We start from the raw sequence: 21,071 nt of genomic DNA on the forward strand, positions 1-21,071 counted from the left end.
TCTAACCCGGATGGCGCCGCAACTCGCTGTCGCTCAAGACGTAGTCCGGGTTGTCGGCCAGACGCTCCACCGCCAAATCCACAAACGCGCGGGCGCGCGCCGGTTGCGAAGTCTTGCTGCCGAAGTAGACGAAGTAGCCGGCGATGTCCGGCATGTGCTCGACCAGGATGGGCATCAAGCGCCCCGCCCGGATGTGCGGCGCCGCCGTGACGCCGGCAAGCTGGCCCAGCGCCTTGCCCGCGAGCACAGCCTGGAGTTCGAACAACTCATCGTTGCTGCACAACGCCGGCACCACCGGCTGGTCCACCGTCTGCCCGTCCAGCTTCACATGCCACGGCACCACCTTGCCCGTGCCGGGATGGCGGAAAGCGCTGCAGCGGTGCGCCGCCAGCGCCGCCAGGGTCTCCGGCACGCCGTGCCGCTCGAAATAGGCCGGCGCGCCGCAGATCACCATCTGCAACGGAAACAGCCGGCGCGCAATGACGCCCTCGTGAGGCGAAGCCGCCAGGCGGAATCCCACATCGACGCGGTCTTCCACCCAGTTGCCGACCCGGTCCTCCAGCAGCACATCGGGCTGGATGCCCGGATGCAGGTCGCAGAACTCCTCGACCAGCCGCCAGAGTATCGGCTGGAAGGTGGTCCGGGGACCGGCGATGCGCAACGGCCCGGCGAATTCGTCCTTTGCCGTCCGGGCGTTGGTCAGCGCGCGCTGCATGCCGAGCACGGCCGGCTGCACCTCCTCGAGCAGGCGCAAGCCCGCATCGGTCAGCGACATCACCCGCGTCGTCCGATGGAACAGGCGCGCGTCCAGGTGGGATTCCAGCTGGGCCAGCGCCTTGCTCGCCGCCTGCGGGCTGACGCCCAGATCCTGCGCCGCCTTGCGCAGGCTGCCCAGTTCCGCCGCCCTGATGAAGGTCGTGATAGACCTAAGCTCGTTGATCGCCATAAAGGGCCTCCTCCCCGATTATCCCCAATTGAATGCGGATAAATCAACCGATTTGTCACTATTCAGATGTCGGTCGTTTGTCTAAAGTGAATCCAGACCAACCACCGAAGGCAGCGCCCCATGAAACATGTCACCCTGAACAACAATCTGCAGATGCCCCTGGTCGGCTACGGCGTGTTCCAGATCGCCGACGCCAACGAGTGCCAGCGCAGCGTCATCGACGCCATCGACACCGGCTACCGGCTGATCGACACCGCCGCCTCCTACATGAACGAGGAAGCCGTGGGCCTGGGCCTGCGGGCAAGCGGCGTCGCGCGCGAAGAGCTGTTCGTGACCAGCAAGCTGTGGGTCCAGGAAACCGGCTACGAACGCACGCAGCAAGCCATCGAGAAATCGCTGCGCCGGCTGCGCCTCGACTATCTGGACCTGTACCTGATCCACCAACCCTTCGGCGACGTCCACGGCTCGTGGCGCGCCATGGAGGATGCCTACCGCGCCGGCAAGCTGCGCGCCATCGGCGTCAGCAACTTCCACCCCGACCGCCTGATGGACATCATCGCGTTCAACCAGATCGCGCCCGCGGTCAACCAGATCGAGGTGAATCCCTTCCAGCAGCAGCTCGAGAGCGCAGCCTTCATGAAGGAGGTCGGCGTGCAGGCGGAAGCCTGGGCGCCGTTCGCCGAAGGTCGCAACGGCCTGTTCCAGAACGCCGCGCTGCTGGCCATCGCCGCGCGCCACGGCAAGACGGTGGGCCAGGTCGTGCTGCGCTGGCTGGTGCAACGCGGCATCGTGGCCCTGGCGAAGTCCGTGCGCAAGGAACGCATGGCCGAGAACATCGCCATCTTCGACTTCGAACTCGACGACACGGACATGGCCGCCATCACCGCGCTCGACACCAACACCAGCAGCTTCTTCTCGCATCGCGATCCAGCCATCGTCAAGTGGATGTCCGAACGCAAGCTGGACATCTGAGCGCGGGCCATGCACAACACCGCCGCCCTTGCTCCGACGCGACACGCCAACATGGTGCTGGCCATCATCGTCGCCAGCTACCTGATGATCGTGGTCGACATCTCCATCGTCATCACCGGCCTGCCGCGCATCCAGGCCAGCCTGGGTTTCAGCGCCGCGCAGCTTTCGTGGGTGACCAACGCCTACACGCTGGCCTTTGGCGGCCTGCTGTTGCTGGGCGCGCGGGCGGGCGACATCCTGGGCCGGCGCCGCATGTACATCGCCGGCCTGGCGCTGTTCACCGTGGCTTCGATGGCGATAGGCCTGGCGCAGTCGGCGCCGTGGCTGCTCGCGGCCCGCGCCATCCAGGGCGTGGGCGCGGCGGTGCTGGCGCCGTCCACGCTGGCGTTGCTGTCCACCCATTTCGCCGAAGGGCCGGCGCGCACGCGCGCCCTGTCGATGTACGCCGCGGCGGCCGGCGTGGGCGCCACGCTGGGCCTGGTGCTGGGCGGCCTGTTCGCCGACCTGGTGTCGTGGCGGGCGGGGTTCTTTATCAACCTTCCCATCGGCCTGCTGCTGATCGCCGCCGCGCGACGGCACATCGCGGAAACGCCCGTGCATCCCGGCCGTTTCGACGTGGCGGGCGCGGCCAGCTCCACCGCCGGCATGAGCGCGCTGGTCTACGGCCTGGTGCGCGCGGCGGAGGCCGGCTGGCATGACGCCATGGCGCAAGCCTCGCTGCTCGCCGGCGTGGCGTTGACCATCGTCTTCGTCCTGATCGAGCGCCACGTCCGGCAGCCCATCCTGCCGCTGCGCCTGCTGGCCAACCGCGCACGCGCGGGAGCCTATCTGTCCCGCATGCTGTTCCTCGGCGGCGCCGTGGGCTTCTGGTTCTTTTCCACCCAGTTCCTGCAGGGCGTGCTGCACCTGCGGCCGATGCAGGCCGGCCTCGCCTTCCTGCCGGTCACGCTGCCCAACTTCGCCTCGGCGATGGCCGTCCCCAGGCTGGCGCGCCGCCTCGACGCCCACTGGCTCATCCTCGCCGGCTTGTCGCTGGGCGCCGCCGGCCTGTTCTGGCTGGGCCATGCCGACGCCGGCGCCAGCTACTGGACGGACGTGGCGCCGCCCATGCTGCTGATCGGACTGGGCCAGGGCTTGCTGCTGGGCCCCTTGACCGCCGCCGGCGTGGCAGGCGTGGCCCGCGACGATGCCGGCGCCGCCTCCGGCCTGGTCAACGTCGCCCATCAACTGGGCGGCGCCTTGGGGCTGGGCTTGCTGGTGCTGGTGTTCGCCAGCGCCGCACCTGCCGCCATCCACGACAGCCAGGCGCTCGCGCATCAAATATCGGCGGTCATGAACGCCGCCGGCCTGTTGCTCGTGTTGGCGATGATCGTGTCCTGCGCTTTCATCGTCCTGCCCCACCGTAAAATCAAATCGCAGCGGCAGGAGGGTTACTCGTGAAATCGATGCTGTACATCGCGCTGGGCGCCATGGCGGCCGTCGCCGGCGCAAACGCCACGCAGGCGCCGGTCCTCCCGCAAGTCCTTGTAGTGCGCCCGGCCGCAGCCCAGCCGACCGCCACCGGATCGGCGGAAACCTTTACAGGCATCGTCCACATCGGCACACCGTTCCAGGCGCTGCCGCCTGGACGCGCGGGTGGCGCCACCGTCACCTTCGAGGCGGGCGCCCGGTCGGCGTGGCACACGCATCCTCTGGGCCAGACCTTGATCGTCACCGCCGGCCTCGGACTGGTTCAGCAGCAAGGGCAAGCCGCTCGCCTGATCCGTCCTGGCGACGTCGTCGCCATCCCGGCCAACGTGCGCCACTGGCACGGCGCCGGCCCCACAGAACCGATGACGCACATCGCCATCGCCGAAAAATCCGACGGCAACTCGGTGGCCTGGCAGGGCAAGGTCGCCGACCAGGAGTACCAGGCCGCGCTGACCAGCACCGGCCTCGCGCCGGCCACCGCAGCGAGGCAGATCGGCGACGTCGACAGGAACGCCCCATCGGATCAGCTGTCCGCCAGGCAGCAGGCCATTCCCCTGATCGCATTCTTCGCGGCGGCCAGCGACATGCCGCGACTGCGCACCGCCTTGAACCACGGGCTCGATGCAGGATTGACCATCAGCGAAGCCAAAGAAATCCTGGTGCAGCTCTACGCCTACGCGGGTTTTCCGAAAAGCCTGAACGCGCTTGGCGAACTGATGCAAGTTGTCGAAGCACGCAAACAGCGCGGAATTCACGACGCGCCTGGCCGCGAACCAAGCAAAGCCGTCGCGACCGGAAACGCGCTGGCCGTGATCGGCAAAGCGAACCAGTCCGAGATTTCCGGCGGCCCGGTAACGGGTCCCGTGTTCGACTTCGCGCCCATCATCAACCAGTATCTCCAGACGCATTTGTTCGGCGATATTTTCGAACGCGACAACCTTGACTGGCAGAGCCGCGAACTGGCCACGCTCGGCGCGCTCGCCGCCATGCCCGGCGTCGAGGCGCAACTGCGTTCGCACATGCGGGCCGGCATGCGCGCAGGCCTGAGCGCCGCACAGCTGCGCCAAACGATACAAGTCCTCTTCAATCAAGGCAGCCACGAGGCCGCCAGCCGCGCGGATGATGCGCTGACGCAGGCCCTTGCCGGCGGCCCTATGCTGATCCAGGCACAGGGCAGCTTCGCGGCGGGCGGGACGGAACTCCGGCAAGGCGCGGATGGACCGAGCTTCCACGGAGATCACCTCTACGCCTTTTACCAGATTCCACAGCACCCCAAGGCTCTGCCCATCGTCATGCTGCACGGCGCATACCAGTCGGCGCGCAGTTGGGAAAGCACGCCGGATGGACGGGAAGGCTTCCAGAACTTGTTTTTGCGCCGCGGCTTTCCGGTCTATCTCGTGGACCAGCCGCGCCGGGGACGAGCCGGCAACAGCACCGTCGCCGCATCGGTCGAACCTACGCCGAACGACCAACTGTTCTTCGACCAGTTCCGCATCGGCAAATGGCCCAACTACTACGACAACGTGCAGTTCGACCGCAAGCCACAGACGCTCGACCAGTTCTTCCGCTCGGTGACGCCCAACACCGGCCCTTATGACGCCGGCGTCGTTTCCGATGCCATGTCGGCCTTGTTCACCAGGGTCGGGCCGGCGATCCTGTTCACCCATTCGCAGGGCGGCGGCCCGGGCTGGCTGACAGCGATCAAGAACCCCAATGTGAAAGCGATAGTCGCCTTCGAACCCGGCAGCGGCTTCATCTTCCCGCAGGGCGAGGCGCCGCCGGCGATGCCGAGCGCCGCCGGAACACTGTCGCCCGAGACAGTGCAGCCGTCCGATTTCCAGAAGCTCACCCGCCTGCCGATCGTCATCTACTACGGCGACAACTTCCCGGAACAGCCAAGCAAGGAACGCGGCCAGGACAACTGGCGGGTACGGCTCGCCATGGCGCGGCTCTGGGTCGACGCCATCAACAAGCATGGAGGCGATGCCCGCCTGGTCCACCTCCCGGAGATCGGAGTTCGCGGCAACACGCATTTCTTGATGTCCGACCTGAACAACGTCCAGATCGCGGATCTGGTGTCCCGGTTCCTCGCGGAGAAGAAGCTGGACGCGCTTCCCTAGCCGGCCGGTGGACCAGCCTTCAGCCCAAACACAGGTATGCGCGCATTGGGCGAGCGGCGATAGGTCCAGTCCAATGTCCGCAGCAGATCCGGGTATGCCTGCCCGGCCATCAGCGCCTCCATTGCGCCGGTAGCGAAGGCGCAGGCCAGCGCCTGCCCCGGACAGGCGTGCGCGCCGTGGCCGAAGCCGAACTCGCGCCCCTCGCCGCGCGGGTCGCGGTTGGCGGCGGCCAGCACCAGCAACACCGATTGCCCCGCCAGCAAAGGCACGCCGCCGATCTCGCAATCGCGCGCCACGAAGCGGCGCGTGTTCTGGATCGGCGGGTCAAGACGGCTGACCATCCGCACCAACGCGGCCGCATCCTCCACCCCGCCGCGCTCCTCCCCCGGCTGACGCGCCAGCGCCAGCACGCAATTGCCGACCAAGCCGGCGCTGGCCTCATACGTCTGCGACAGCAAGCCGACCAGATTGGCCAGCAAGCCATGCGACTCGCTCCAGCCCACCGCCTCCGCCTCGGCGACCACCTGCGACAGCAAGCTGCCCGGCGCCGCCGACAACGAAGCGGCGCGCAGCAGCTCCTCGAACCCCGCCAGCAGCGACAGCGCCGCCGCATGCGCGCGCCCGATCTGCGACGCGTCGCTGTACGGCGACAGACAAGCCACGAACTCGCCCATCCATGCCGCCACCGCCGGCAATTGCTTGTCCGCGAAACCGAGCAGGCTGGCCATCGCCGACACCGGCGCCTCGAACATCCACGACGCCAGGCCATCATCGCGCCACAAGCTGCCGCCGAGCCGCCGCGCGCACCGCCGGGCCATCTGCGTGTCCACGCCGGCCAGCGCCCGCTGCAACGCCAGCTTCGGTTGCGCATGCCGTTCGCCGTCGTTCATGCGCACCAGCGCGCCGAACACCTGCCCGGCCGCGCCGCCCGCGATCGCCGCCGGCACCGGCTCGGCCAGCGGACGCACGCGGCAATCGGGATGCCGCATCACCGCCATCACATCGGCGGCGCTGGCGGCGATCCACAGGCCCAGGCCTGAATCGAAACGCAAGCCTTGTTCCGCCGCCAAACCGGCGTAATATGGATAAGGATCGGCGTGCGTCACCGCGGCCAGCGCGTGTTGGGGATAGGTAGTATTCATGCGACAAGCATGCCACCAATTTCGCCGCGATAGTTAGGCCGGCGCCGAAGTAAAGCCGCCGCTAAGCCATGTTTAAGAATCAGTCAACAAACTGAGTCACCTTTACCACTCCGGGAACCGCAATGAAAAACTGGGCGCGCGCCAACAAAGGCTTCTTACTGTTCCTGATGCTGTTCGGGATCTTCCGCACCGCCATCGCCGACTGGAACCCCATCCCGTCCGCCTCCATGCACCCCAACCTGCTGGAGGGCGACGTGGTGTTCGTCAACCGCCTGGCCTACAACGTCAAGCTGCCGCTGACCGACGTCGTCCTCGGCACCACCGGCGAACCGCAACGCGGCGACATCGTCACCTTCTCGTCGCCGAAGGACGGCACGCGGCTGATCAAGCGCGTGATCGCGCTGCCCGGCGACCGCGTCGAGATGCGCAACGAACAGCTGATCATCAACGGCCGGCAGGCCGGCTACGCGGCCCTCGGCCACGCCACCGAAAACGTCAACGGCTTGGGCGAGCTCGCCGCGCTGCGCCTGGGCGAGTCCATCGCCGACGCCCGCGCCCATTCGATCCAGCTGATGCCGCAGGTGCAGGCCCGCCGCGATTTCGCGCCGCTCACCGTGCCGCCCGGCGAATACATGATGTTGGGCGATAACCGCGACAACAGCGCCGACTCGCGCTACATCGGCCTGGTGCCGCGCGCCCTGCTGATCGGCCGCGCCGAGCGCGTGCTGGCCTCGGCCGACATCACCGGCAACTGGCATCCGCGCACCGAACGCTTCGGCATGAGCCTCTACCCGACGCCGTAAGCCCGCCCTCGCCGCCGCATCCCGGCAATGCTATGATTGGTAGAAAATCTCATAACATTGTCGGGACCAACATGATCGAATTCCAGGGACTGTCCAAAGTCTACGGTGGCTTCAACGCCGTCAAACCCCTGAACCTGACCGTCAAGCGCGGCGAGGTATTCGGCTTCCTCGGCCCCAACGGCGCCGGCAAGACCACCACCATCCGCATGATGATGGGCATCCTGGTGCCGAGCGCCGGCCACGTGCTGATCGACGGCCTCGATTGCCACAGCGAGCCGGCCGAAGTCAAACGCCGCGTGGGCTACCTGCCCGACACGCCGATCTTCTACGACTACCTGCGCGGCCGCGAGATCCTGCAGTTCGTCGGCGAGATGCACGGCTATCCGCGCGCCGAGGCGATGGAGCGCAGCGCGCGCCTGCTGAGCGAATTCGGATTGGAAGAAGCGGCCGAAGACTACGCCGTCAACTACTCGCTGGGCATGAAGAAGCGCCTCGGCCTGGCCTGCGCTCTGATCCACGATCCGGCGGTGCTGATCCTCGATGAACCGATCAACGGCCTCGATCCGCGCGCCTCGCGCGACGTGCAGGAACGCCTGCTGGCGGCGGCTGCGCGCGGCGTCACCATCTTCGTCTCCACCCACTTGCTGGACATGGCCGAAAAGCTGTGCGACCGCGTCGGCATCATCCACCATGGCCAGCTGGTGGCCACCGGCACGCTCGACGAGATCCGCGCCGAAGCCTCGGCCAGCGGCTCGCTGGAAGACGTGTTCCTGAAGATCACCGACGAAACCGCAGCGGAGCGCGCACAATGACGCAGCAGGCGGCCCAGCCAGTGACGCAGGCGCGCGCCATCTGGCTGATGACCAAAATGCGCCTGACCCGCCAGCGCAATATGCTGGCCAATAACCTGTTCCGCAAATTCCGCAAGAAGAAGGCGCGCGACGGCATCGCCGGCAAGAAGAGCAGCCTGTGGGTGCTGACTGCGGTGATGGTGCTGTTCATGTCGTTCTCCTTCGTCAGCCTGTCGCGCAACGTGCTGCTCAACATGGACTGCCACCTGGTAGCCGGCAGCCACTGCAACGTGGTCGACAAGGACCACGACCACTATCAGAATATCGAACTGGCCGCCGCCGAACTGCACCAGGCGCCGTTCCAGCCGGAGCTGGCGCGCGGCCTGACGATGGTGCTCACGCTGCTGTTCGGGCTTGCCGTCCTGCTCCCGCTGGGCAGCAAGGAACTGGCGCAACCCGACTGGGATCTGGAGTGGCTAGTGACGATGCCGGTCGAACGTCCCACGCTGTTGTGGGGACGCCTGCTGGAGCGCAGCGCGGCCAACTTCAGTGGCGTGTTCGCGTTGATGCCGCCGCTGGGCATCATCGGCTGGTACTCGGGCCTGGGCTGGTTCGCGCCGCTGGCGGCGCTGGCGGCCTTGCTGGTGCTGCTGCCGTTGGCCGCCCTGCTGCACACGCTGGCCGACACCGGACTGCGTATGTGGCTGCCCGCGTCGCAGCTGCGCAACCTTCAAGCCGTCACCGGCTTATTCAGCATGCCCCTGATTTACTTCGTCATGGCGCTCGGCATGCCCAACGCCAGCGGCTTCGTGATGGACTGGGCGCGCGCCTTCCCCGCATGGACCGGCTGGACGCCGCCGGGACTGGTGCTGCAAGCGATGCAGGCATCCAGCCCGGCGCAGGCAGGACTGGCCATCGCACTGCTGCTGGCGCAGACCGCCGTGCTGCTGTGGGCCGGCGTGGCGCTGATGCGCTACCAGCTGCGCAACGGCGTGGTCAACGCCGGCTCGCGGGAAAGCGTGCGGCGCAAACCGCAGGCCGCGCCCACCGCCGGCAGCTGGCTTTCCGAGGCGTTCACGCCGATCAAGCGCCGCGAGCTGCGGCTGTTGAGCCGCGACCGCAACTTCCTGGTCCAGACCTTGCTGCTGCCGGTGATTATCGTGGTCAGCCAGCTGGTCTTCAACGGCAAGCTGAATAGCTTCGCGGAGCTGGGCGTCAATCACATCACCGCCGCCACCATCGCCTTCGGCATCGGCGTCTACATGCTGATGCTGTCGGCCTTCCAGACCCTGAACAACGAAGGCCAGGTGCTCTGGCTGCTGTACACCGTGCCGCGCTCCATCGAAAGCGTGTTGAAGGAAAAGGCGCAGCTGTGGGGCATGCTGACGTTGATCTACCCGCTGATCATCGTCGGCATCAGCGCCTGGTACACAACGCACTTCGAATGGAGCATGCTGGCGCTGCTGCTGATCGTCTTCGCCGGCATCCCGATCTACTCGCTGATCGCCGTCTCGCTCGGCGTGTTCGCCTGCGATCCGCAAGCGGTCGATGCCCGCGCCCGCGTGCGGCCAACCTACATCTACCTGTACATGCTGCTGGCCAGCTTCTACACCTGGTCGATCTACAGCAACGTGTGGTCGCAAAAGCTGGTCGTGATGGTGCTGGTGGGATCGTTGGCGCTGGCGCTGTGGCAGAAGGCGCGCGACGCCCTGCCCTATCTGCTCGATCCCGCCGCCGCGCCGCCGCCGCGCGTGTCCACCTCCGACGGTCTGATCGCCGCCACCGCGTTCTTCATCATGCAGGGACTGATCGCGCTGTTCCTGGTACAAGGCATGGAGCAACCCGCGCTGCAAGCGGTGACGATAGCCTTCGCCGCATCCGGCCTGCTGGTCTATGTGCTGATGCGCTTCGTCTACTGGCGCAGCAAGACCGCCGGCGTGCCGGCCATTCTGCGCGGCGGCGACCTCACGCTGACGCTGGGCTACGGCGCGATGGCGGCCTTCGTGGCCTGCGTCGTGGGGCTGGCCTACCTGACCGGCTTGCACCATTCGGCGCTGTGGGCGGACGTCGCCAAACAGTCGGCGGCATCGGCCGGCACGCGCGGCTGGCTGCTGGCGTTGGCCGTGCTGGCCGCGCCGCTGTGCGAAGAGTTCATCTTCCGCGGTCTGATCTACGGCGGCCTGCGCCGCTCGATGTCCGCCGTGCCGGCCATGGCGATGAGCGCCGCCATCTTCGCCGTCGTGCATCCGCCGATGTCGATGCTGCCGGTCTTCGTGCTCGGCCTGTGCGCCGCATGGACGTATGAGCGCAGCAAAACCCTGCTCGGCCCCATGCTGGTCCACGCGGTGTACAACGCCATCGTCCTCTCCTGGCAGTTCTGGATGATCTAGACGCCAGGACCGCCGTGGCAGGAATTGACTGTTTTATGTCATCCTGCCACGATGCGCGCGCCGGATAATCCCTGTCAGACCACGAAGACAGGAACATCCAGATGCGCAAACTGATTTATCTCCTCCTGCTGATCGGCCAATTGGCCACCGCCGGCGAACTTCCCGCCTACCAGGACCGCTTCGGCCGCGCCAAGCCGGTGATCGCCGTCGTCGGCGAAAACAGCGGCACCGAACTGACCGATTTCGTCATCCCCTACGGCGTGCTGGCCCGCTCCGGCGCGGCGCAATTGATGAGCGTCGCCACCCAAGCCGGCCCGCTGTCCATGCGGCCGGCACTGAAGCTCCAGCCGGATGCCACCACCAGCGAATTCGACCAGCGCTTCCCGCAGGGCGCCGACTATGTGATCGTGCCGGCCGTCGTCAAGCCGGACGACGCGGCGCTGGTGGCATGGGTCGCCGCGCAGGGCGCCAAGGGCGCCACCATCGTCAGCATCTGCGACGGCGCGCTGGTGGTCGCCAACGCCGGTCTGTTCAAGAACCGCCGCGCCACCGCGCACTGGGCCACCGAATCCTATCGCAAGGAGCACTACCCGGACACGCAATGGGTCGGCAACATCCGCTACGTCGCCGACGGCAAGGTCGTCTCCAGCGCCGGCGTCAGCGCCGCCATGCCGACCGCGCTGGCGCTGATCGAAGCCATCGCCGGCACCGAACGCGCCGGCGTAGTGGCGCGGCAGATCGGCGTCGGCGACTGGAGCACCACCCACAACAGCGACATCTTCCGTCCGCGCCTGGGCACCAACCTCACCGCCTATATCGCCGGCTACACCAACCAATGGTTCCACTCGCGCGACGACATCGGCGTTGCGGTGGCGCCGGGCGTCGATGAGATCACGCTGGCCTTCACCGCCGACGCGTGGTCGCGCTCCAAGCGCAGCAAGGTCTACTCGGTCGCCGCCACCGCCGGGCCGGTGCAGTCGCGCTCCGGCCTGACCATCGCGCCGGATCGCGTCCAGGGCGCGGCCGACGCGCCCGAACTGCTGCCCGCCACCGCCGCCGAGGCCCTGCCCGGCCAGGCGCTCGACCGTGCGCTGGAAGGATTGAACCAGCGCTACGGCCACCGCACCGCGCTGCTGGTGGCGCTGGAATTCGAGTATCCTTCCTACCACTGAAGATCATCGACCACGTACCGCCATGCCACCGAAGAAAACCCTGCGCGTCGTGCTGCTCGCCTACGACGACATGAACCTGCTGGACCTGTGCGGCCCCTTGCAGGCGCTCGCCACCGCCAGCAAGCGGCACAGCGGTGCTGGTCCGGCGCTGTACGAAACCATCGTCGCCTCGGCGGACGGCGGCATGATCACCACCAGCGCCGGCCTGCCGGTGATGACCGTGGCCATCGACACGCTGGACGGCCTGGCCATCGACACGCTGATCGCGCCGGGCGGCTGCAAGGGACAGGTGTATTACGCGCCGCCGGCGCTGGTGGGCTGGGTCGCGCGCCAGGCGCCCCTGGTGCGCCGCCTGTGTTCCGTCTGCACCGGCGCCTTCCTGCTGGCCGCCGCCGGACAACTGGAGGGCAGGCGCGTCGCCACGCATTGGGAATGGGTGGACCGCCTGCACGCGCTGCATCCAGGCATAGACATCGACGCCGATAAAATCTTCATCAAGGATGGTTCGATATGGACCTCGGCCGGCGTCAGCGCCGGCATCGACCTGACGCTGGCGCTGATCGAGGAAGACTACGGCCATCATGTCGCCATCGAAACGGCGCGCCAGCTGGTGATGTTCATCAAGCGCACCGGCGGCCAGTCGCAATTCAGCGTGCCGCTGGCGGCGCAGGCGCACGACGGCGGACGCTTCGACGAACTGCACGCATGGGTCGCCGCCAACCTGCACGAAAACCTGACCGTGGACCGGCTGGCCGAAAAAGCCGGCATGACGCCACGCACCTTCGCCCGCAGCTATGCCAGCCAATTAGGACGCACGCCGGCCAAGATGGTGGAGGCGATGCGGCTGGAGGCCGCATGCCGCGCGTTGGAGAAGACCGCATTGCCGCTGAAGGCCATCGCGGCCAACACCGGCTATGTGGAAGAGCAGAATTTGCGGCGCGTGTTCCAGCGCCAGCTGGGCGTGAGCCCCGGCCAGTACCGCAGCCGCTTCTCCGGCCACGGCGCCGCCGCGAACTAGTCCTTGTACTGCGGGCCGGACATCAGGAATCCACCGCCCTGGTAGATCGTCGCCACGTCGTCCCTCGGCGGATAGGCGCCGGTGTCCGGGAATTTGGCGGCAAACCGCGTCGAGCTGTCCTTCGGCTTGAAGCCCAGATGCGAGGCCTTGCTGTTGTCCCACCAGCTGCCCGGATTGGCCGAAGCGCCGAACAAAATCGTATGGCCCACGCGCGGCGTGAACAGCGCGCAGCGCAGCGATTCCACCAGGTCGTCGTAACTGAACCACGTCACCATCATGCGCGGATTGACCGGCTCCGGGAACGAGGAACCGATGCGCAGGCAGACCGTCTCGATGCCGGTGCGGTCGTAGTAGTAGCGCGACAGCGACTCGCCGAAGCACTTGCTTACGCCGTACAGGCTGTCCGGACGCATCGGGCTGTCGGCGTCGATGTAGTCGGTGGTCTTGTAGTAGCCGATGGTGTGGTTGGAGCTGGCGAACACCACGCGCTTGACCCCGTGCTTGTGCGCCGCCTCATACAGGTTGTAGGTACCGGCGATATTGGCCGCCATGATGTTCTCGAACGTGTTCTCGGTCGAGATGCCGCCGAAGTGCAGCACCGCGTCCACGCCCTCCAGCAGCTGGAACACGGCGGCCTTGTCGGCCAGGTCGCACTGGACGATCTCCTCGCCCTCGCGCACCGCGCCCATGTCGCCGATGTCGGACAGGCGCACCACATCGGCCCAGGGCTTGATGCGGTCGCGCAGGATTTTACCCAGGCCGCCGGCGGCGCCGGTCAGCAGCAATCGTTTGAATGGCTTGGTCATGTCTCAGTCTCTGTTTTCTAGTTTTAATCAGGTCACCGGGGCCGGGTTGAACAGCACCAGTGCGTTATGCAGCTTCCATTTTTCCGCCCACGTACGGCGTCCGCTGGCGACATCGAGCAGCAGCTGGAACAGCTCCCAGCCGACATCGGCGATGCTCGCCTCGCCGCTGGCGATGCGGCCGGCGTTGATGTCCATCAGGTCGTGCCAACGTGCGGCCAGCTCGTTGCGCGTGGCGACTTTAATCACCGGCACTTCGGCCAGGCCATACGGCGTGCCGCGGCCGGTGGTGAAGACGTGCAGGTTCATGCCCGCTGCCACCTGCAGCGTGCCGCAAATGAAATCGCTGGCCGGCGTGGCGGCGTAGATCAGGCCCTTCTGCGTCAGCTTCTCGCCCGGAGCCAGCACGCCGGATATCGGGCTGCTGCCGGATTTGACGATGGAGCCCATGGCCTTCTCGACGATGTTCGACAGCCCGCCCTTTTTGTTGCCTGGCGTGGTGTTGGCGCTGCGGTCCACGCCGCCGCGCTTGAGGTAACTGTCGTACCACTCCATCTCGCGTATCATCGCCTGCGCCACTTCCGGCGTGGCCGCGCGCGAGGTCAGTTGATCGATCCCGTCGCGCACCTCGGTCACCTCGGAGAACATCACCGTGGCGCCGGCGCGCACCAGCAGGTCGGTGGCGTAGCCAACGGCCGGATTGGCGGTCACGCCGGAGAAGGCGTCGCTGCCGCCGCACTGCACGCCTACCACCAGCTCGGAGGCGGGCACGGTCTCGCGGCGGCGCTGGTCCAGCGCGGCCAGGTTGATCTCGGCCTGCTTCATGATCGACTCGATCATCGACATGAAGCCGACGTGGGCCGCGTCCTGCAGGCAGACCAGCGCCGGCTCGGCGCCGCCGCCGTTCTGGATCGGGATCGAGCCTTTGGGGAACAGGCGCGCCGGCTGCAGCTTCTCGCAACCGAGGCTCACCACCATGGCCTGCCCGCCGAAATTCGGATTGAGGCTGATATTGCGCAGGGTACGGATAGGCACCATCGCGCCCGGCGCGTCGATCGCCACGCCGCAGCCGTAGGTGTGCTCCAGCCCCACCACGTCGTCGACGTTGGGATACTTCGGCAGCAGCTCCTCCTTGATGCGCTTGACCGCGAACTCCACCACCCCGGCCACGCACTGCACGGTGGTGGTGATGGCCAGGATGTTGCGCGTGCCGACGCTGCCGTCCGGATTGCGGAAGCCTTCGAACGTATAGCCTTCCAGCGGCTCGGGCGGCGGCGGCAGGTTGGTCGATATCGGCAGGTTGACCAGTTCGCGCGCGGGCGGCATCTCCACCTGCGGCTCGGCGACCCAGCTGCCGGCGGCGATGTCGCACGCCGCATAACCGATGGTGACGTTGTAGCGCCGCACCGGATCGCCCTTGGCGATGGCGCACAGCGCCACCTTGTGCCCCTGCGGCACGGCCTCCAGCAGCGCCAGGCCGCTGGCGAAAACCGCGCCGGCCGGCAGGCCGCCATCGTTGACGACAATGGCCACGTTATCGTTGTCGTGCATAAGGATGTAACGCGGCGTGCCTGCGCTGGTCGGTGTCGTCATTTGTCTTCCTTTTCCGGGCCCTGGGTCCCGGCGAACGTTGTTTTTTCGCGTAGTCTGATGCGCTGCAAAAGTGGTCAGGCCACTTTCCGGGCGGCCGGCCAGGCGCTGTTTGTGGCCTTGGCGCCACAGGCGGAACTGGCTTGTTTGCGGGGCTACGGCCCTGTAAACTCGCTCTTCCCGCAGCTGCATGACGATTTTAGTATGACAGCTAAAAATTAATTTGGCTAGTCCACATTGCATATTTGGTCTGACCACCTTAGAATGGCCTGACCAGATGGCAATATCAAAGCCACCCCACGAAGACGAGACACCGATGCTGAAAAAGACTTCCGTCCCTGCCGACAGCAATGCCCACGAACCGCGCCTGTACCGCGTGGTGGCGGATCGCATCCAGCAGCTGATCCGCGACGAGCACATTGCCGGCGGCGAGCGGCTGCCGTCCGAGCGCGACCTGGCCACCAAGTTGAGCGTCAGCCGCGCCTCCCTGCGCGAAGCGTTGATCGCGCTGGAGCTGGGCGGCGTGATCGAAGTGCGCGGCGGCTCCGGCGTCTACGTCAGCGAAGTGCCGGAACCGTCGGCGGCCGACCTGCCGGAAGCGGGCCCCGGCCCGTTCGAAGTGCTGTCCGCGCGCCGCCTGATCGAATCCGAAATCGCCGCCATCGCCGCCCGCGTCGCCACCGACGGCGCCATCGACGCCATCCTCAAGGCGGTGGTCGAGATGGAACAGAACCACGCCAACTATTCGAGCAACGAGCAGGCCGACCGCAACTTCCACCTGGCCATCGCGCGCGCCACCGGCAACAGCGCGCTGGTCGGATCGCTGAACTACCTGTGGGACCAGCGCGGCCGCCTGTGGCACAAACTCAAAGAACACTTCCAGACCGAGGAACTGCGGCAGGAAACGCTGAAGGACCACCGCCGCATCCTGGAGGCGATCGCCGCCCACGATCCGGCGGCGGCGCGCAAAGCCATGCGCGCCCACCTCGAACGCGTGACCCGCACCTTCTCGCGCGGATGACAAAGCAGTCGTAGCACAGCAGCACCGCAGGACCGGCCTCGATGCCGGTTCGCGAACAAAGCAATAAGTTATCGACCGTCTTGGACCTCGGCCCGTGCTCACCATCGCGGCCCTCGTCTCAACGGCACGGAGTACGCGAGGTGCTCCACTCACGTCCAGTGCTTTTCCAGCACGGCGCATAACTTTATTCAAAAAGACGAAGGAGACACGCATGAACACGTCCGATCACTCGGTCCAAAACCGTTCCGCCCAACCCCGCCTGCTGCTGTCGGCCATCACCGTCGCCGTGCTGACGCTGGCCAACCAGGCGTCCGCGCAGCAGAGCGGAGAAGCGGCGATGACCCGCGTCGAAGTGACCGGCTCCAGCATCAAACGCCTGGCCACCGAGGCATCGCTGCCGGTCAGCACCGTCAAGGCCGAGGACTTCATCAAGCAGGGCATCACCACGCTGGCCGACGTCATGATGTCGCTGCCGCAGTCCGCGTCGCTGGCGCCGTCCAACGCCGGTTCCGGCACCAACATCAACCTGCGCGGCCTGGGCGTGAACCGCACCCTGGTGCTGCTCAACGGCCGCCGCATGGCCAACGAGGCCATCGCCGACGGCTACGCTAACCTGGACGTGATTCCGATGAGCGCCCTGTCGCGCGTCGAGATCCTGCGCGACGGCGCCTCCTCGATCTACGGCTCCGACGCCATCGGCGGCGTGGTCAACTTCATCACCAAGACCTCGTTCGAAGGCCTGTCGCTGACCGGCCAGGAAGTCCAGCCGGAGAAGCACGGCGGCGGCGACGAGCAGCGCGCCAGCATCACCTGGGGCAAGGGCAACCTGGAACGCGACGGCTGGAGCATCTACGGCACCATCGACGCCCACCAGCGCACCCGCCTGGCCGCGCGCGACCGCGCCGACCTGAGCTCCGCCGACCTGCTGGCCGCCATCGGCCGCGCGCCGACGCTGGGCACCGGCGGCAACGCCACCCCGGCCAACTTCACCACTTCCACCAACAAGACCGCGCAGAACCCGTACGCAGCGAGCGGCTGCCTGGCGCCCTACTCCATCGTCGGCCAGAAGGGCACCTGCGTCCTCGACGCCAACGAATACGGCACCGCGCTGTACGCCAACCAGCAGGTCACGTTCTACGCCCGCGCAGCCAAGAAGCTGAGCGAAGACCACGTCATCTCCGTCGATTACTCGCGCGGCGAGGAATTCATCCTCGGCACCAAGAACCCGACCAACGCGCTGGCGGTCAACGGCGTCAACGCCACGCTGCCATCGACCAGCAAATGGTATCCGGGTAAAAGCGGCGGCGTGCCCGCCGTCGCGGGCCTGAACAACGCGCCGCTGACCGTCACCTGGGCCGTGGCCGACCTGGGCCTGGCCACCACCAAGGACGTGCAGCTGAACCAGCGCCTGTCCGTCATGGACGAAGGCACGCTGGCGGGCTGGGACTACAAGGCCGGCCTGGTGGTCGGCATTTCGCAGCGCGACAACTACTACCAGTCCGGCTACGCGCGCGGCCAGGGCCTGCTGGACGGCCTGAAAAGCGGCGCGCTCAATCCCTTCGGCCTGCAGGACGCCGCCGGCCAGGCCTACCTCGACACCATCAAGGTCGATGGCGCCAAGAACCGCACCTCCAAGTCGACCTTCACCGGTGTCGACCTGACCGCCAGCCGCGCGCTGATGGAACTGGAAGGCGGCTCGCTGGCGCTGGCGCTGGGCGCGGACTTCCATCGCGACACCACCGAAGACACCAAGCTGCCTATCAGCGCCGACGTCACCTACGCCAATGCGTCGCCGTCGCACGGCGAAGGTTCGCGCAACGTGGCCGCGCTGTTCGCGGAGCTGAATGTACCGATCACCAAGAAGCTGGAGCTGAACGCCGCCGTGCGCGACGACCATTTCAGCGACTTCGGCAACACCATCAATCCGAAGATCAGCTTCCGCTACGAGCCGACCAAGCAGCTGATGTTCCGCGGTTCGGCCAACACCGGCTTCCGCGCACCGACGCTGTTCGACCGCTACGGCTACCGCCTGCCCGGCGCCACCGGCCTGACCGCAGCCAAATGGGACGATCCTGTCCTCTGCCCCGGCGGCACGCCAGGCGTGGCCGGCACCGGCAAGCCGCTGCCTGGCTATGTCGCGTCGACCGTCTGCAACACCACGCTGCCAAAACAGACCGGCTCCAATCCGGACCTGGTGCCGGAAAAGTCCAAGGGCTTCACGCTGGGCACCGTGTTCGAGCCGACCAAGTCGTCGATGGTGTCGATCGACTACTGGAACATCAAGATGACCAATATGCTGGCGAACTTGCCGGAGCAGGTCTACTTCCTCGATCCGGTCAAGTACGCGTCGTACTTCGTGCGTAACGCCGACCGCACCATCAGCTACATCAAGAACACCACGATGAACCTGGGCGGCCAGAAGGCGGCCGGCATCGACGTCTCGGGATCGTACGCCTTCCCGCACACCTCGTACGGCGACTTCAAGGTCTCTATCGACGGCACCTACCTGACGCAGTTCGACAACCAGCTCGATAACGGCAGCCCTTACGTGTCGAACATCGGCCAGTTCGGCCTGGCCAGCAACGGCACCACCAGCAGCCTGCCCATCATCACCTTCCGCTGGAAGCACACGCTGAAGCTGAACTGGGCCGCCGGCAACTGGAACACCCAGCTGACCCAGAACTACAACTCCAAGTACACCGACCAGAACCTGGTGGCGCAGCAGTACTGGCGCAACATCAACTCGTACAAGGTATGGAACTGGACCACGACCTACAACGGCTTCAAGAACATCCAGGTCACGGCCGGCGTCACCAACCTGTTCAACGTGAATCCGCCAGTGACCAACAGCAGCCTGTATAACTTCGGATATCTGAGCAGCGCCGCCAGCCCGATCGGCCGCGCCTACAACGTCCGCGCCACCTACACCTTCTGATGAGAGCACAGATGCGTAAAGACGAACAGCAAGGCAGTGGCCTCGGCCGCCGCCGCTTCCTGCAAGCCTTGTCGGCGGCCGGCCTGACCGGCGCCGCCGGCCCTGCCGCGCTGGCGGCCGGCGCCAGGGCGGCCGATCCGTGGAAGGAGGCGCAAGCCATCATCGACCGCTTCAAGAAGCCGTTGAAGTTCCGCGACGAGGACTTCGTGGTGACCGCCTTCGGCGCCGCCACCTGCGAAGTCAAGCCGGTGACGGCGTGGACCTCGTTCACCGAATCGGCCACGCTGCAAACCCCGGTGGCAGGTTCGCACGACTGCTACCCGGCGATCGCCAAAGCCATCGCGGCCTGCCACAAGGCCGGCGGCGGCCGCGTGGTGATCCCGGCCGGGAACTGGCTGTGCGCAGGCCCGATTGTGCTGCTGTCGGACGTGAACGTGCATCTGAAGGCCGGCGCCCACGTCTACTTCAGCAACAACCCGGCCGACTACGCCAAGTACGGCGCCTACGACTGCGGCGCCAACGGCAAGCTGTCGATCACGCGCTGGGAAGGCAACGACCTGCTGAACTACTCGTCGATGGTGTACGCGCACGGCCAGGACAACATCGCCCTGACCGGCGAGGACTGGACCAGCATCCTTGACGGCCAGGCCGGCGTGGCCTTCGACGGCGACCCGGATTGCTGGTGGTCGTGGAAGGGCCGTGAGAAACCGAATTGGGCCGGCGACATCGCCGCCGGCGCGGGCAACTACGTCAAGCACACCAAGGGCAAGACCGAAGTGCACGTCAATCCGGCCAACCCGGTCTCGCTGCGCGAAGTCGCGCCGCACTTGAGCGAAGCGGAGGCGCAGTTCATCCAGGGCCCGAACGACAAGTGGCGCACCGACTCCTACTATCTGCGCTCGCTGGCGGAAGCCCGCGTGCCGGTGGAGAAGCGCATCTTCGGCATCGGCCACTACCTGCGGCCGCACATGGTGCAGTTCATCAGCTGCACCAACGTGCTGTTCGAGGGCTACCAGACCACCAACACGCCGTTCTGGCAGCACAATCCGGTCAACTGCCACAACATGCACGTGAAGAAGGTCTATGCCAACAGCATGGGGCCGAACAGCGACGGCTTCGATCCCGAATCGTGCACCAGGGTGCTGATCGAAGACTGCCACTTCAACACCGGCGACGACTGCATCGCCATCGACTCGGGCAAGGGTCCGGACATCCAGTTCGGCCCCGCCAAGGACATCGTGATCCAGAACTGCAAAATGCAGAGCGGCCATGGTGCGCTTACGCTGGGCAGCATCATGTCCGGCGGGATCGAGAACATCTACGCGCAGAACCTGGTGTTCGAGAACAGCAACTGGAAAACCGATCCGCTGAACATCGCCATCCGCCTCAAAACCAATATGAGCCGCGGCGGCTACCTGCGCAATATGCATGTGCGTAATGTGCAGATCCCGAACGGCATCCGCACCACGCCGGCGTTCTATTCCACGCTGCCAGGTTCGCTGATCCCGACCAAATCGGTGGCCACGTCGGCGGGCGGCATCATCACCATCGACTGCGGCTACGATCCGGTCAACGACAACGTGCGTATCCGTCCGCCGAGCGTCAGCCATGTGCGGATCTCGAACGTCACTTGCGCCAACGTCGAGACCAAGGCCGGCAGCCATTCCTGCTACCAGGCCATCGTGATCCTGGGGCCGGTGGCGTCGGACTACAATGGTCCGGGCAAGCCGGTGGTGCTGCCGGTGTCCGACATCGAAGTCAGCGACTGCGACCTGGGCACGCCGGTCAATGCCGAGAAGCCCATGTACCTGTACAACGTCAAGGGACTGAAACTGAAGAACGTCAAAATCGGCGGCAAGGCCGTCAATCAAAGCTTCTCCGCCTGAGTCCAGGCGCCG

14 protein-coding genes and 2 pseudogenes are annotated in these 21,071 nt (G+C 66.3%); 12 read left to right on the top strand and 4 right to left on the bottom strand.

Annotated features, from left to right (window positions below; translation table 11 throughout):
- Nucleotide 1: 1 nt before the first annotated feature.
- Nucleotides 2-946 carry a LysR family transcriptional regulator gene (locus AC07WS_RS17185; RefSeq protein ID WP_494730255.1) on the bottom strand — a complete coding sequence of 315 codons (945 nt, stop codon included), beginning with the start codon at nucleotides 944-946 and terminating at the stop codon, nucleotides 2-4.
- 120 nt (nucleotides 947-1,066) lie between these two features.
- Between AC07WS_RS17185 and AC07WS_RS17190 the strand changes: the two genes are divergently transcribed.
- The 4 genes and pseudogenes from AC07WS_RS17190 to AC07WS_RS17205 form a co-directional block, all read left to right on the top strand.
- Entirely contained in the window at nucleotides 1,067-1,918 is an 852-nt protein-coding gene (locus tag AC07WS_RS17190; RefSeq protein WP_494730256.1) for an aldo/keto reductase, read from the top strand.
- A 9-nt stretch (nucleotides 1,919-1,927) separates the two neighbouring features.
- Nucleotides 1,928-3,358, top strand: a complete 1,431-nt coding sequence (locus tag AC07WS_RS17195; protein WP_494730257.1) for an MFS transporter — start codon at nucleotides 1,928-1,930, stop codon at nucleotides 3,356-3,358.
- Nucleotides 3,355-4,533, top strand: a pseudogene (locus AC07WS_RS17200) ((R)-mandelonitrile lyase); the annotation flags it as partial. The gene AC07WS_RS17195 and the pseudogene AC07WS_RS17200, both read left to right, overlap by 4 nt.
- Nucleotides 4,531-5,508: pseudogene (locus tag AC07WS_RS17205) on the top strand (alpha/beta hydrolase); the annotation flags it as partial. The pseudogenes AC07WS_RS17200 and AC07WS_RS17205, both read left to right, overlap by 3 nt.
- Here the strand turns inward: AC07WS_RS17205 and AC07WS_RS17210 are convergent.
- Entirely contained in the window at nucleotides 5,505-6,650 is a 1,146-nt protein-coding gene (locus AC07WS_RS17210) for a cytochrome P450 (protein WP_494730258.1), read from the bottom strand. The pseudogene AC07WS_RS17205 and the gene AC07WS_RS17210 sit on opposite strands and share 4 nt — an antisense overlap.
- A 122-nt stretch (nucleotides 6,651-6,772) precedes the next feature.
- Here AC07WS_RS17210 and lepB point away from each other — a divergent pair, with 122 nt between their 5' ends.
- The 5 genes from lepB (at nucleotide 6,773) to AC07WS_RS17235 (ending at nucleotide 12,824) form a co-directional block, all read left to right on the top strand.
- A complete protein-coding gene (gene lepB, locus AC07WS_RS17215) occupies nucleotides 6,773-7,453 on the top strand; it encodes a signal peptidase I (RefSeq protein WP_494730259.1) in 681 nt (226 codons plus the stop codon).
- Between the two features lie 71 nt (nucleotides 7,454-7,524).
- On the top strand, nucleotides 7,525-8,265 hold the full coding sequence (locus AC07WS_RS17220) for an ABC transporter ATP-binding protein (RefSeq protein ID WP_494730260.1): 741 nt from the start codon (nucleotides 7,525-7,527) through the stop codon (nucleotides 8,263-8,265).
- On the top strand, nucleotides 8,262-10,634 hold the full coding sequence (locus AC07WS_RS17225; RefSeq protein ID WP_494730261.1) for a CPBP family intramembrane glutamic endopeptidase: 2,373 nt from the start codon (nucleotides 8,262-8,264) through the stop codon (nucleotides 10,632-10,634). The genes AC07WS_RS17220 and AC07WS_RS17225 overlap by 4 nt, the downstream gene beginning before the upstream one ends.
- A 101-nt stretch (nucleotides 10,635-10,735) precedes the next feature.
- Nucleotides 10,736-11,806: a DJ-1/PfpI family protein gene (locus AC07WS_RS17230; RefSeq protein WP_494730262.1), complete on the top strand. Its 1,071-nt coding sequence runs from the start codon at nucleotides 10,736-10,738 to the stop codon at nucleotides 11,804-11,806.
- A gap of 22 nt (nucleotides 11,807-11,828) precedes the next feature.
- Complete coding sequence (locus AC07WS_RS17235) at nucleotides 11,829-12,824, top strand: GlxA family transcriptional regulator (protein WP_494730263.1); 996 nt, start codon at nucleotides 11,829-11,831, stop codon at nucleotides 12,822-12,824.
- Here the strand turns inward: AC07WS_RS17235 and AC07WS_RS17240 are convergent.
- Nucleotides 12,821-13,630, bottom strand: coding sequence for an NAD-dependent epimerase/dehydratase family protein (locus AC07WS_RS17240; protein ID WP_494730264.1), 810 nt, complete (start codon nucleotides 13,628-13,630; stop codon nucleotides 12,821-12,823). The two genes, AC07WS_RS17235 and AC07WS_RS17240, sit on opposite strands and share 4 nt — an antisense overlap.
- 27 nt (nucleotides 13,631-13,657) lie before the next feature.
- Nucleotides 13,658-15,220 (bottom strand): galactarate dehydratase, encoded by a 1,563-nt coding sequence (gene garD, locus AC07WS_RS17245; protein ID WP_494730265.1) that lies wholly within the window; start codon nucleotides 15,218-15,220, stop codon nucleotides 13,658-13,660.
- Between the two features lie 274 nt (nucleotides 15,221-15,494).
- Here garD and AC07WS_RS17250 point away from each other — a divergent pair, with 274 nt between their 5' ends.
- The 3 genes from AC07WS_RS17250 (at nucleotide 15,495) to AC07WS_RS17260 (ending at nucleotide 21,059) form a co-directional block, all read left to right on the top strand.
- Nucleotides 15,495-16,238 carry a FadR/GntR family transcriptional regulator gene (locus tag AC07WS_RS17250; RefSeq protein WP_494730266.1) on the top strand — a complete coding sequence of 248 codons (744 nt, stop codon included), beginning with the start codon at nucleotides 15,495-15,497 and terminating at the stop codon, nucleotides 16,236-16,238.
- Nucleotides 16,239-16,449: 211 nt separating this feature from the next.
- Complete coding sequence (locus AC07WS_RS17255; RefSeq protein WP_494730267.1) at nucleotides 16,450-19,173, top strand: TonB-dependent receptor plug domain-containing protein; 2,724 nt, start codon at nucleotides 16,450-16,452, stop codon at nucleotides 19,171-19,173.
- Nucleotides 19,174-19,184: 11 nt separating this feature from the next.
- Nucleotides 19,185-21,059 (top strand): glycoside hydrolase family 28 protein, encoded by a 1,875-nt coding sequence (locus tag AC07WS_RS17260; protein ID WP_494730268.1) that lies wholly within the window; start codon nucleotides 19,185-19,187, stop codon nucleotides 21,057-21,059.
- The last annotated feature ends 12 nt before the right edge of the window (nucleotides 21,060-21,071 follow it).

This window comes from Duganella sp. GW821-FHT01E12, from assembly GCF_059422325.1.